Source organism: Pseudarthrobacter sp. MDT1-22 (assembly GCF_054511035.1).
The window spans coordinates 72,980-85,022 of the sequence record NZ_JBTNDK010000004.1; the positions used below are offsets into that span (position 1 = coordinate 72,980).

Sequence of the window (12,043 nt, forward strand, 5' to 3'; positions counted from 1 at the left end):
TTCAGAGCCCAGTGTGACGTGTTGTGTTGTTAGGGGTTCCGCAGCAGCCGGCGCAGGAGCACCACAAAGATAGTTGCGGAGGCTGCAAGTGCGGCAAGTGGCTTCCAGCGGACGCCGGCGCCGTCCGGGGATCCGGAGAAGTCAGCGAACTTTTGGCTGGCCTTGGCAGCGCCATGTTCGACGGCAGCCTTGCCCTCCCCCAGTTTTTCCTTGGCAGCGCCCAGCAGGAACATGGCCTGCGGCTTGATGTCGAGCTCGGTATCCAGTTCGTCGCGGATCTGGGCCAGGTGGCGCCGGCGCTGCTCCAGGCGGCGGTGAAGCTCGGGTTCGGAGGCCTGCGGGAACTCTTTTTTGTGCGCCTCGGCCTTGGCTTCCTTCTCGGCCTTGGCCTTTGCGGCAGCCTCGTCCTTGGCAGCCTTGGCGGCCTTGGCCTCCGGGCTGGCCGGATCGAGCAGCGCGGCGTTGAAGTCCGAGCCTTCCTTGGCGATGCCGAGATCGTGTTTGATGCCGCGGATGGTCTCGGCCGGGACCAGGGGCATGGCCTGCTTGAATTTGCGAACGCCGATCAGGCCGCCAATGAGGGCGATGACCAGGAACAGGGCGCAGACGAGCAGCGCGGCGAGCCACGCCGGCATGATGGTGGCCAGGCCCATAATGGCGGCCACGATCAGGCCAACCACCAGGAAAGCCACAAAAATAAGCGCAACGGCGAAGAAGGCTGCGGCGACACCTACCTGGATGCCCTTGCGCTTCAGCTCGATCTTGGCGAAGGCGATTTCATCGTTGAGTTGGCGAGGGGCCAGACGGAAAAGAAGTTTCAGCGTCCTGGGCAGCGCGGTGATCCGCAATCCCTGGCTGGTGCGCCCGGTGTGACGTCCGCTCATCGGTTCCCGCCTAACTTGTTGCGTAGTCTGCTGCCTGGTTGGTTCGGCATCCGTGTGCTGTGGGAGCCCGCGGCAGCACGGTCCCGCCCCCAAAACTATCATTCAGGTTCAGCGCAAACTTCCGGGTTGGCCGCACGGCGCGCCTGCAACCCCGGAAAGATGGAACTTCCGGGGCCTAGGATTGATCTCCGTGACCACTCCCTCGAATCCGGGCGATTCGCTGACCCGCCGCCGGAAACTGTTGTACATCCTCCTCCTCGGCGCCCTCACCGCGTTGGGTCCGTTCACGATCGACCTGTACCTGCCTGCGTTCCCGGCACTGGAAGCGAGCCTCGGGGTCACCGAGGCCCAGGTTCAGCTGACACTGGCCGGCACCACCGTCGGCTTTGCCCTCGGCCAGCTGGTGGTGGGCCCCTTCAGCGACAAGTTCGGCCGGCGGCTCCCGCTGATCCTGGCCACGGCCCTGCACATTGCCTCCTCCGTGGGAGCAGCCCTGTCCACCGATATCTCCACGCTGGGCCTCTTCCGCGTCCTCATGGGCGTGGGTGCTGCGGGCGGCGGCGTGGTGGCGATGGCAATGGTGCGGGACCTGTTCTCCGGCTATGCCATGGTCCGGATGTTCTCGCGCATGGCCCTGGTGAACGGGCTGGCACCGATCCTGGCCCCGGTGATCGGATCGCAGCTGCTCCTGGTGATGCCCTGGCCGGGAATCTTCGTGTTCCTGGCCGGCTACGGCACCCTGGTGATCATCGCCGCGCTCGTTTTGGTCCGCGAAACACTGCCACCGGAGAAACGCGGCCTGACCGGAATGACCGCCGGCCAGCGCTACAAAGTTCTTTTTACGGACCGGATCTTCGTGGGCCTGTTGGTGGTGGGCGGCATGAACTTCGCTGGCCTCTTCACCTACCTGTCCGCGTCGCCGTTCCTGTTCCAGGACATTTTCGGGTTCTCGCCGCAGGAATACGGCCTGCTGTTCGGCATCAATTCCCTGGGCATTGTGGCCGGCGTCCAGACCAGCTCCAGGCTCATCCGTACTGTCCCGCCGCAATGGATCCTTGCTTGTTCCACAGCCTGGATGTTCCTTATGGCCCTGCTGATCGTGGTCTTTGACCAGGCCGGCCTGGGGCTCTGGGGTGTGATGGTTCCGCTCTGGTTCTACATCATGGGCGCAGGCTTTACATTCCCCTGCGTGCAGGTGCTGGCCCTGAGCAGCCACGGCGCACAGGCCGGGACGGCCGCGTCCCTCCTGGGTGCCGCGACCTTCCTGATGGCCGGCCTGGTTTCACCGGTGGCGGGGTGGCTGGGCATCACCAGCTCCACCCCCATGGGCGCCGTTCAGGCCGCTTGCATACTGGTGGCGATAGCGGGCCTCTGGCTGGTCGTCAGGCCCCGCAGCGTGCCCTCGATCCACTGAACCCCGTCGACCCAATGATGAAACCCACAAAACGCAAACCGCACCGCAACCCCCGGGGACTGTTCCTCGGGGCGGTGCTGGGCGCCGTCGCCGGTTACTTCCTTGGGCGCGTGTTCGGCAGTGGCGCCATCGGCATCATCCTCGGCGCGCTGGCAGGTGCTGCCCTGCTGTACCGGGTCAACCCGGGCCCCTGGAACCGTCCCTAGCTGTTGGGACGTGGCGCCAAATCCCGGTCCACCGGGGAGGGCCCACCCCTGCCGCCCGGGAGCTTTCCCACGATAAAATGAATCCGTGCCCCGCTGGCAGTTCCACTCGCCGCCCCCGGCCACATGGCAACGTTGCGACTCAGGCATATTGCCCATGTGGTGGGACCGGCTGTGCGCCCAAACCGGCCAGCAGTCCGCGGCCCTCTATGCCGCCGGACTCTTCACGGACGACCGGCGGCGGCCCATCGCGCAGTGGTTCAACGCCGCCTTCAACGCCGCCCTCCTGGTGGCCCCGGAGACCTCGCCTGAGTGGCCCGTGCAGCGCTTCGGGATCTTCTACGCACCACCGGCCTCCGGCTTCGTCCGCGTGTATTCAGCACCCCATGAATGGCATCCGCGCGAGCCCCGCAAGTACCCCACCGAGCAGGACGCCTTCCGCGCGGCCATTGCCGAGGCTGAGCGCTTCCTGCAGGTGGAAATGGACTTTGTGTGAATGCAAAAGATCCCCGCCCTCATAGAGGCCGGGGATCTTTTGTTTGTTTGCTCCTCCTGCTGGACTTGAACCAGCAACCCTTCGATTAACAGTCGAATGCTCTGCCAATTGAGCTAAGGAGGAATGAAGCAGGTACGACCTTAGCAAAGCTTTCCCAGGAATGGGAAATCGGCGGCGGTACACCACGAAATACCCTCCCCGGGTATAAAAAAATCCCCGTTCCGGAGATCCGGAACGGGGATTGTGCGCTCCTCCTGCTGGACTTGAACCAGCAACCCTTCGATTAACAGTCGAATGCTCTGCCAATTGAGCTAAGGAGGAATGAAGCGGGTACCAGCCTAGCAAAGACACCCGCTGGAAGCGAAATCAGGAGTGAAATCGGCGCGTTTCAGGCGTCCGAGCGCAGTGCCCGGCGCTCCATTTCGAGCATCATCAGTTCCCTGTTGAGCCGCTGGAAATCCTCCGGGTTCGCTGCCGGATCCAGCCGTTGCAGCTGGCCCATCTTGTCCGCCTTGACCCGCGTGATCTGGAGCTCGAACAGCCGGGACAGAATGTCCTTGCAGTACTTCTGGACGGCTTCAGCGGTGCTCGCGGGAAGCGGCACCACAGCAAGCTCGGACACCAGCGGCCGGAGGGGTTCCGGGACTTCGTGCATCACTTGTTCCACCCAGCGCAGGGGCTCACCGATAAGTCCGGGACCCGAGGCGCGCATGGCGTCGTGCACGGCCTGGAACGCCGGCGTTACGAACCGTGCGGCCGCGAAGCGCTCCCAGATGCCGCCGCCCAGAAGGGCGGACTCCTGCAGCGCCACTTCCAGCGCCTGCCGCTCCATGGAGGCCACGGGGTCCCGGGGGTCGGGCCGCTGGTAGGAAGGGACGGCGCCCGACGTCGGCCCGGCAGCCACGCCGGGTCCGCCCGCCTGGGCGGAACCCGCCGCGGCGGACGCCATCTGGCCCGGGGCACCGGCGGGCGTTCCCGGTGCAGCCGGCCCGCCCGGGGCGGCACGCTTCATGGCGACGCCCACAGCCCGGCTGACGTCTTCAACCGAGATGCCGAGCCAGCCGGCCAGTTCCCGGGCATACTCGGGCCTGATGGCTGCGTCGCGGATCTGCGCCACCACCGGAGCCGATTCCCGCAGCGCGGCCACCCGGCCCTCCACGGTGTCCAGGTTGTGGCGCCTGAGCGTGGCCTTGATGGCAAACTCGAACAGCGGCCGGCGCGTGGCGATCAGGTCCTGCACGGCGGCGTCGCCCCTGCTTTGGCGCAGGTCGCAGGGGTCGGCGCCGGTGGGCTCCACGGCAACATAGGTCTGGGCGGTAAAGCGCTGGTCTTCCTCGAAGGCACGCAGTGCCGCCTTCTGCCCGGCGGCGTCACCGTCAAAGGTGAAGATGACCTCTCCCCCGGTGCCGTCGTCGGATAGCAAGCGGCGGGCGATCTTAATGTGCTCGGTGCCGAACGCCGTGCCGCAGGTGGCCACCGCCGTCGGAATTCCCGCCAGGTGGCAGGCCATCACGTCGGTGTATCCCTCCACCACCACGAGCTGGCGGTCTTTGGCGATGCTGCGCTTGGCGAGGTCGATCCCGTAGAGCACCTGGGACTTCTTGTAGAGCGTGGTTTCGGGAGTGTTGAGGTATTTGGGCCCCTGGTCGTCCTCGTAGAGTTTGCGGGCGCCGAAGCCGATGGTGTCGCCGGCGATATCGCGGATGGGCCAGATGAGCCTGCCACGGAACCGGTCATAGATGCCCCGGTTGCCTTCGGAGAACATGCCCGTTAGCTTCAGCTCCTGGTCCGTGAAGCCACGGCCGCGCAGGTGCTTCAGCAGCGCATCCCAGCCCTGCGGCGCGTAGCCCACGCCGAACTGCTCCGAGGCGGCGCGGTCAAAGCCGCGGCCGAACAGGAAGTTCCGGCCTTCGGCGGCCCCGGGCGTCAGCAGCTGGGCGCGGAAGTACTCATCGGCGATTTTGTGGGCATCCAGGAGGCGCTGGCGCTTGCCCACTTCCTCACGGTTGGGGCCGGTGCCGCCGTCTTCGTAGCGCAGTTCGTACCCGATGCGGGCCGCCAGCTTTTCCACTGCCTCGTGGAAAGAGGTGTGGTCCTGTTTCTGCACAAAGGCGATGACGTCCCCGTCTTCGCCGCACCCGAAGCAGTGGTACCTGCCCACCTGGGGGCGCACGGTGAACGACGGCGACCGCTCGTCGTGGAAGGGGCACAGGCCCTTGTAGGTTCCCAGCCCGGCACCCTTGAGCGTGACGTAGCCGTCAACCACTTCCTTGATGTCCGTGCGCTGGCGTACTTCGTCTATGTCTTCACGTTTGATCAGGCCAGCCACAGAGCCATCCTAGTCCCGGGGTCCGACAGCGAACGCGTCGCTATGGCGTCTGTCACCACAGCGAGGGAAGGCTCCCCACAAGCCGTTCGTACATTGCCAGCGCCGAGCCGTCTGTCAGCGACGCCACCTGATCGATGACCACCCTGAGCCGCGCGCCGTCGTCGGGCGCGTCCCGCCAGTCAGCCGCGAACATCGGCTCCAGGTGGCGGTCCCCCGTGGCGTTCAGGGCGGTGACCAGCGCGTGCAGCACCTCGCGCTGGCGCTCGTAGATGGGCTGGCGGTGTTCGGTGGTCATCACAAACGTGGTGGCCAGGCCCTTCATCACCGCGATCTCCATGACCGTCTCGTCCGGGACCATCAGCTCGGCGCTGTACCGCGTGAGGTTTTCCGGGCCGTAGACGGCACGGGTGGCCTCCAGGGCGCTCTGGCAGAACCGGCCGATCAGCTGGCTAGTCATGTTCTTCAGGGCGGCCATGGACTTGCGGCTGCCGTCGGCCTCGCGGACCCACACGTCGGTGGCTTCCAACCGGGCCAGGGCGGCGTCGATCGCGGCGGGGTCGTTGTGCGGGAGGTACCACTGCTTGGCGTAGCCCACCACACGGGCCCGGTGGTCCGGGTTGTCCATCCAGCGCAGCTGGAAGTGCCCGGCCACGATCGCGTCCTCGACGTCGTGCACGGAATAGGAAATGTCGTCGGCCAGGTCCATAACCTGCGCCTCCAGGCACGAGCGGCGTTCCGGCGCACCCTCCCTGATCCAGTTGAAGATGGGCAGATCGTCCTCATAGGCGCCGAACTTGCTGGTGCGCTGGCCGTGGATCACCGGCGCGTTCAGCGCGGACCAAGGGTATTTGGCCGCGGCATCCAGGCTGGCCCTCGTGAGGTTCAGGCCGGCCGGGCGCCCGTCGGTGGCCAGGACCTTGGGCTCCAGCCGGGTGAGGAGCCGGAGGGTCTGGGCGTTGCCTTCGAAGCCGCCGATGGCATGCGCCACCTCGTTCAGGGCGGACTCGCCGTTGTGCCCGAACGGCGGGTGCCCCAGGTCATGGCTCAGGCAGGCGGTGTCCACCACGTCCGGGTCGCAGCCCAGGGCGCGGCCCAGTTCCCGTCCCACCTGGGCAACCTCGAGGCTGTGGGTCAGCCGGGTGCGGACGAAGTCGTCGGTGTCCGGGGCAACTACCTGCGTTTTCGCGCCGAGGCGGCGCAGGGCGGAAGAGTGCAGCACCCGGGCGCGGTCCCGCTCAAAGTCGGAGCGGTAGTTGTTTTTGGGCGGTTCCTCCACCCAGCGGGCGGAGTCGTGGGCCTCGTAGCCGGGCAGGGCCTGCGCCGTGGTGCGCGTCTCAGCCACCGGAAACATCCAGCTCCGCGGCGGAGATGTCCTGGGACTGCGCGGCGTTCAGGGCACGGGATTCCAGCCAGTCCTTGGGCAGGGCCGGCTTTTTGGGCGAGCCTGCGCGGCCGCGCGGGCCTTCGGCATCCACGCCGGGGTACGGCGAGCCCAGGTCCAGCTGGTCCAGCGTGTCGCGCAGCACCTCCAGGCTGGTCACCATGGCCAGTTTGGTCCGCAGTTCACTGCCCACCACATAGCCCTTGAAATACCAGGCCATGTGCTTGCGGATCTCCCGGAGCGCTTTGCCTTCATCACCGAAGGTTTCCACCATCAGCTCAGCGTGCCGGTAGACGCTCTCGGCCACCTTGCCCAGGTCCGGCTGGTGGCGGACATCGCTTCCCTCGAAGGCCGCCATCAGGTCGCCGAACAGCCACGGGCGGCCCTGGCAGCCACGGCCCACCACCACGCCGTCGACGCCGGTTTCGCGGACCATCCGGACAGCATCTTCCGCGGACCAGATATCGCCGTTGCCCAGGACAGGGATGTCCGGGAGCGCCTCGCGCAGGCGGGCGATTGCGGTCCAGTCGGCCTGGCCGGAGTAGAACTGCGCAGCGGTGCGGCCGTGGAGAGCGACGGCGGCGACCCCGGCATCGCGGGCGATCCGGCCGGCGTCGAGGTACGTCAGGTGGTCATCGTCGATGCCCTTGCGCATCTTGATGGTGAGCGGGACATTGCCCTTGGACGCTTCCTTGACCGCGGTCTGGACAATCGAGGTGAAGAGATCGGTCTTCCAGGGCAGGGCGGACCCGCCGCCGCGCCGGGTCACCTTGGGAACGGGGCAGCCGAAGTTCAGGTCGATATGGTCCGCGCGGTCCTCTTCGACAAGCATGCGCACTGCCTGGCCCACGGTAACGGGGTCCACGCCGTACAGCTGGACGGAGCGGACTTTTTCGTCGTCGTCGTGCGAGATGATGCGCAGGGATTCGGGTGTGCGTTCAACGAGGGCGCGTGAAGTGACCATCTCCGCCACGTACAGGCCGCCGCCGTATTCACGGCACAAACGACGAAAAGCGGAGTTGGTGATGCCCGCCATGGGAGCCAGGATCACGGGGGTGTCCACCGTGATGGGGCCCAGCTTCAGGGGCGGGAGTTCCAGCTTGGGGGCGGGAGGCGTTGCGGTAACAGTCACCTGTCCATTGTCGCAAAGGCGGGCAAATCGGCGCGCCGAGCCCATTTGGGTCGCCATGGCTTCGTTCAGTTGCCGTTCAGCCGCGGTCTGCCCGGCGCCCCCTCCAGGTGGTGGCAGGATCGGCGGAATCTTCCGTGGACTGCCGTGACCGCCTCTCAAAGGCGGCCGCTGCGAGCGCACCGGTATCGCCGACGTCGTCCGCGTTGATGGAAGCAGCGCCCGAGGTGCCATCGGGGCGGCGGTCTTCGTCCGGGACGCCAATGGCGGGCTGACCCGCGGTCCTGACGCCGGTGGCCTTAACCACCAGCACGGCGATCAGGGTGGTTACGGGGATGGCGAGGACCAGGCCTATGGAGCCGACGAGGGTGCGGATGACTTCCTCGGAAAGCTCGGCGCTGGTCAGGGTGTCCCCCAGCGGCCGGTTGTACAGCATCACGATGATCAGGATGGGCAAGGCTGCGCCGGCGTAGGCGAACGCGATGGTGTACACCGTGGAGGCGATATGGTCCCGGCCGATCCGCATGGCCGAGGTGAAGAGTTTGCGGGCGCTGGTGCCGGGAGCCAACTCGTAGAGTTCCCAAACGGCGGAGGACTGCGTGATGGTGACATCGTTGAGGACACCGAGTCCGGAGATGATGAGGCCGCACAGGATCACCCCGGAAATGGAGATGTTGGCCGAGGTATTGATGAGGGTGGTGGCGTCATGGCTGCCCACCCCGGCCAGGTTGGCGGCGTCGGTGGCCCAAGCTGCCAGCAGCGCCGTGATGGCCAGGCCGAACATGGTGCCCAGCAGTGCCGTGGATGTCCGCGCGGAGAAACCGTGGGCAAAATACAGGACCCCGATCATGATCACCGTTGACCCCACCAGCGCCAGCAGCAGGGGAGGTTTTCCCTCCACCAGGCCGGGCAGCATAAAGCCGGCAAGGACGAAGTACGCGCCCACCAGCCCCAGGAGTGCCCGGAATCCACGCCAGCGCGCCACCGCGATGACCACCAGGGCATAGAGGAGCGCCAGTATCACGATGGGCAGGGTCCGGACGAAGTCAACAAAGATGTAGCTCGGGGACCCCTGCGACGCCGAGGCGCCCTGGGCGTTGGAAAGGTTCAGGTACCTGATCTGGTCACCCGGTTTTACGCCGTGTGATTTCGCCACATCCGGACTGATCACCACTTTGACGGGGCTGCCGCCCTGGTCCGGTTCAGTAAAGGCAAACATGCAGTCGGAGCCGGCGGGGGCGGGCTGGCCGCTGGTGTCCGAGGATTGGCCAGGGGCGGTGGAGCCCTGCATGCAGCTTTCTTCCACGACGCTCTGGATCTTGCCCGTATCGAACGTGACGCCGGGCGCCGCCGAATAGGGGCTGGCAAGGGAGATGCCGTCCTTGGACCCGGACGGCCACAGCATGGCCATGCCCGCCAGGGTCAGAAGCGTCAGCGGCACCAGCACCGCGGCCAGGATGCGGTTTGCCTTCCGGCGGGCAGCAATCGCCTGGGCCGTCGGCTCCGAATGATCTGTTGAAACGTGGGTGTGACCGGAGCCCATCAGCAGTTGAACCTCATACCTTGAACTCTACGTCCGGCGCCTTAAGGTTGGTAAATGGCAGGAACCGGGAGGAACCACGCGTGACGGACCGCAGGACTGAATTCCATACCAACGAACCTGCTGCGAGGCGGGAGGCGGCGCTCACTGTGCTGGCGGCCGCCGGGATAACGCGGGGCGTGGCACTGGTCCTGCACGGGGGCAAGGCACACAGCTTTGAGCCCGTGGAGGCCCGCCACCTGAGCCCGCTGCGCATGGTCACGTTCGCCCGTCACCTGCACCGTGCCGGGAAGGACCACGGGCTGGCGGTGTGGTCCCTGCGGAACAGCGTGCGTGGCTGGAACGGGCCGGACAGGTCCGCACTGCAGGATGCCCGCTGGGCCCTCCAGCAAATGAGTGCGCAGTACCCTGGGGTTCCCGTGTATCTGGTGGGGCACTCAATGGGCGGCCTCACCGCAGTGAGTGCCGCGGACGATCCGCAGGTGGACGCCGTGGTGGCGCTGGCCCCGTGGCTCGGCCCGGAGACACCCGCCACCCCGCTCGCCGGACGCAAGGTCCTGATTGTCCACGGCACGGGAGACCATATGACCAGCCCGTCCCAGTCCTTGGCGTTTGCGCGCCGAGCCACCGGGACAGCAGCCTGCATGCAGTATGTTTCGCTGCGCGGTTCCGGGCATTTTATGGTGCGCCGCGGCCGGCTGTGGCACACGTTGGCCACCGGTTTTGTGATGAAGGCTTTCGCCGAGCGCACCGGGTTCACACACCAGGCCTCGAGCAAGCTGACTGAGCTGGTGCCCGGGTCCGCCGCCGAGGTGGCCCTGTGAGCCCTTTTCCGTGGCCGGAGTTCGCGGCGTCGCTGCCCTGGACAGCACTGGCGGTCCTGGCGGTCCTGGCGCTGACGTTTGGTGTGGCCGTCCGGCAGGGCCGGCACTCGGTGATGGACGTCGCGTGGGGCCCCGGCTTCGTTGCGGTGGCCGTGGTGTCCTGGTTCCTGTCGGCCGGATCGGGCGATGACACCCGCCGGGCCTTGTTGCTTCTGCTGACGGCGGTCTGGGGGTTGCGGCTGGGCGGCCATATTGGCTGGCGGGCGCGCGACGGACATGAAGACCCGCGCTACAAGGCCCTGCTGGACCCGGCGCCCGGATCCAGGAACGCGTTCGCGCTCCGCCGTGTCTACCTGCCGCAGGGCGTGGTTATGTTTTTTGTGACCCTGACGCTGCAGGTGGGGATGTTCGCCACCGGGCCTGTATTGTGGGTGGCCGTGCTCGGCGTCCTGCTGTGGGTGACGGGGTTTGTGTTCGAGACCGTGGGCGACTGGCAGCTGGCCCGGTTCAAGAAGGATCCGTCCCGCCGCGGCACGGTGTTGGATACCGGTTTGTGGCGGTATACCCGGCATCCCAACTATTTCGGCGACGCGGCTATCTGGACGGGGCTGTTCCTCATCGCCGCAGACTCCTGGCCGGGCATCCTGACCATCCTGTCCCCGGCACTGATGGTGTGGACGCTGGCCGGGAAGACCGGGAAGCCCTTGACGGAAAAGGCGATGTCCGGGCGGCCCGGTTACCGGGAATACGTCGAGGCAACCAGCGGCTTCATCCCGTGGCCGCCTAAACGCCGGTAACCTCCCCGGGTGGGGTCAGTCCGAGACGATCAGCGTTTCGGCACCGGCCTGGCGCGCCTTGCCGGATTCCAGCAAGGGCTCGACGGCGGCGCGCAGCGCGGTCATCGAATCGTCCAGTTCCAGCATGACCGGGTGCTGGTACGCGAGGAGCGAGAGCAGGTCACGGACGGCGGCTGCGGCGTCGTCTGCCTCAAGCGCGGGTTCGTGGCCCACAAACACATCCGTGGCCTTTGCGCCCTGGGCCGAAGCATCCGCCGTCGGGTCCTGGGCTGCCTCCGCATAGCTCACCGCAAAGGCACGGATCCGGCCCTTCTTGCTGGGGGAAACCCCGGCGCCAAAGGCGGATCCCGGCTCGGCGCGCAGCACCAGCGCACCGTGGGCGCCGGTGAGGTCATCCAGGAACAGCTTCTGCACCTGCCCCACCGACAGCACGCCCGGCGAATCCCAGCCGTGGATCGACGTGTAATACCGCCCCACGACGTCGGTCAGCTCAACCGAGCCGGTGGCGAGGTCCATCACGACGTCGGAGCCGGCGTTTTCGTCGTTGGCCAGCCCGCCGCCGTCGTTCTTCGCAGGGAACACGGGCAGCTTGAGTGCGCCCGGCTCCACCACCACCAGCCGGGAACGCTGGATGGGCGCGAGCCCGAACGCCTCGGCGAACGCGGCCCCCGGAGTGCCCGGCTGCACTTTCGCGCGCAGCCGGGTAACGCCCGACGGCGCCTGCTCGGCTTCGCGGCGCAGCATGGTCAGGAGCGTGGCACCGATGCCGGCGCGGCGGTGATCGCGCGCCACCTCGATGTAGGTCCACAGCCGCTCCGGGTGCAGCGAGGCCTCGTAAACCACGCCCGCCGCCACCGGAATGCCGACGCCGTCAATGACGTCCTCGGCCACGATGCAGCGCCGCCAGGGGGTGCCGTCCGTGCCGGCTGAGGAGACGGTCAGGGCACCGCGGAACTGCCGGGCCTGCTCGGTCTCCGGGCCGCCCCAGATTTCCAGCAGCGTCAGGTCATCGCCCTCACGCCATTCGCGGTATTCGATCGCCATGC

At 66.9% G+C, this 12,043-nt stretch carries 11 protein-coding genes and 2 tRNA genes; 5 read left to right on the forward strand and 8 right to left on the reverse strand.

Features of this window, described 5'->3' with window-relative positions; genetic code table 11:
• Window positions 1–29: 29 nt before the first annotated feature.
• Window positions 30–884: a phage holin family protein gene (locus ACX80M_RS04990; RefSeq protein WP_252599985.1), complete on the reverse strand. Its 855-nt coding sequence runs from the start codon at window positions 882–884 to the stop codon at window positions 30–32.
• A gap of 190 nt (window positions 885–1,074) precedes the next feature.
• Here ACX80M_RS04990 and ACX80M_RS04995 point away from each other — a divergent pair, with 190 nt between their 5' ends.
• The 3 genes from ACX80M_RS04995 to ACX80M_RS05005 all read left to right on the forward strand — a co-directional run bounded on the left by ACX80M_RS04995 (window position 1,075) and on the right by ACX80M_RS05005 (window position 2,997).
• The gene (locus tag ACX80M_RS04995) at window positions 1,075–2,298 is read left to right on the forward strand and encodes a multidrug effflux MFS transporter (RefSeq protein ID WP_252599984.1); all 1,224 of its coding nucleotides are present in this window, start codon (window positions 1,075–1,077) and stop codon (window positions 2,296–2,298) included.
• 14 nt (window positions 2,299–2,312) lie between these two features.
• Entirely contained in the window at window positions 2,313–2,504 is a 192-nt protein-coding gene (locus ACX80M_RS05000) for a hypothetical protein (protein WP_252599983.1), read from the forward strand.
• A gap of 85 nt (window positions 2,505–2,589) precedes the next feature.
• Window positions 2,590–2,997, forward strand: a complete 408-nt coding sequence (locus ACX80M_RS05005) for a hypothetical protein (protein WP_252607866.1) — start codon at window positions 2,590–2,592, stop codon at window positions 2,995–2,997.
• 50 nt (window positions 2,998–3,047) lie between these two features.
• Here ACX80M_RS05005 and ACX80M_RS05010 read toward each other — a convergent pair.
• The 6 genes from ACX80M_RS05010 to ACX80M_RS05035 all read right to left on the reverse strand — a co-directional run bounded on the left by ACX80M_RS05010 (window position 3,048) and on the right by ACX80M_RS05035 (window position 9,379).
• A tRNA-Asn gene (locus tag ACX80M_RS05010) sits at window positions 3,048–3,120 on the reverse strand.
• Window positions 3,121–3,245: 125 nt separating this feature from the next.
• A tRNA-Asn gene (locus tag ACX80M_RS05015) sits at window positions 3,246–3,318 on the reverse strand.
• Between the two features lie 67 nt (window positions 3,319–3,385).
• On the reverse strand, window positions 3,386–5,326 hold the full coding sequence (gene dnaG / locus ACX80M_RS05020; protein WP_252613683.1) for a DNA primase: 1,941 nt from the start codon (window positions 5,324–5,326) through the stop codon (window positions 3,386–3,388).
• A gap of 52 nt (window positions 5,327–5,378) precedes the next feature.
• On the reverse strand, window positions 5,379–6,677 hold the full coding sequence (locus ACX80M_RS05025) for a deoxyguanosinetriphosphate triphosphohydrolase (RefSeq protein ID WP_252599980.1): 1,299 nt from the start codon (window positions 6,675–6,677) through the stop codon (window positions 5,379–5,381).
• Complete coding sequence (gene dusB, locus ACX80M_RS05030) at window positions 6,661–7,839, reverse strand: tRNA dihydrouridine synthase DusB (protein WP_252599979.1); 1,179 nt, start codon at window positions 7,837–7,839, stop codon at window positions 6,661–6,663. Before dusB ends, ACX80M_RS05025 begins: the two co-directional genes overlap by 17 nt.
• Window positions 7,840–7,915: 76 nt before the next feature.
• The gene (locus tag ACX80M_RS05035; RefSeq protein ID WP_252613684.1) at window positions 7,916–9,379 is read right to left on the reverse strand and encodes a YibE/F family protein; all 1,464 of its coding nucleotides are present in this window, start codon (window positions 9,377–9,379) and stop codon (window positions 7,916–7,918) included.
• Window positions 9,380–9,459: 80 nt separating this feature from the next.
• Here ACX80M_RS05035 and ACX80M_RS05040 point away from each other — a divergent pair, with 80 nt between their 5' ends.
• Both ACX80M_RS05040 and ACX80M_RS05045 read left to right on the forward strand, forming a co-directional pair.
• Entirely contained in the window at window positions 9,460–10,200 is a 741-nt protein-coding gene (locus ACX80M_RS05040) for an alpha/beta hydrolase (RefSeq protein WP_252613685.1), read from the forward strand.
• The gene (locus tag ACX80M_RS05045; RefSeq protein ID WP_459309138.1) at window positions 10,197–10,997 is read left to right on the forward strand and encodes a DUF1295 domain-containing protein; all 801 of its coding nucleotides are present in this window, start codon (window positions 10,197–10,199) and stop codon (window positions 10,995–10,997) included. The genes ACX80M_RS05040 and ACX80M_RS05045 overlap by 4 nt, the downstream gene beginning before the upstream one ends.
• Before the next feature lie 15 nt (window positions 10,998–11,012).
• On the opposite strand, the gene ACX80M_RS05050 is transcribed toward ACX80M_RS05045, so the two are convergent.
• Window positions 11,013–12,041 (reverse strand): GNAT family N-acetyltransferase, encoded by a 1,029-nt coding sequence (locus tag ACX80M_RS05050; RefSeq protein ID WP_252613687.1) that lies wholly within the window; start codon window positions 12,039–12,041, stop codon window positions 11,013–11,015.
• Between the last annotated feature and the right edge of the window lie 2 nt (window positions 12,042–12,043).

Coding starts and splice junctions, on each gene's coding strand:
- ACX80M_RS04990 (WP_252599985.1), bottom strand. CDS start 884: ATGAGCGGACGTCACACCGGGCGCACCAGCCAGGGATTGCGGATCACC.
- ACX80M_RS05000 (WP_252599983.1), top strand. CDS start 2,313: ATGATGAAACCCACAAAACGCAAACCGCACCGCAACCCCCGGGGACTG.
- ACX80M_RS05025 (WP_252599980.1), bottom strand. CDS start 6,677: ATGTTTCCGGTGGCTGAGACGCGCACCACGGCGCAGGCCCTGCCCGGC.
- ACX80M_RS05035 (WP_252613684.1), bottom strand. CDS start 9,379: ATGGGCTCCGGTCACACCCACGTTTCAACAGATCATTCGGAGCCGACG.
- ACX80M_RS05050 (WP_252613687.1), bottom strand. CDS start 12,041: ATGGCGATCGAATACCGCGAATGGCGTGAGGGCGATGACCTGACGCTG.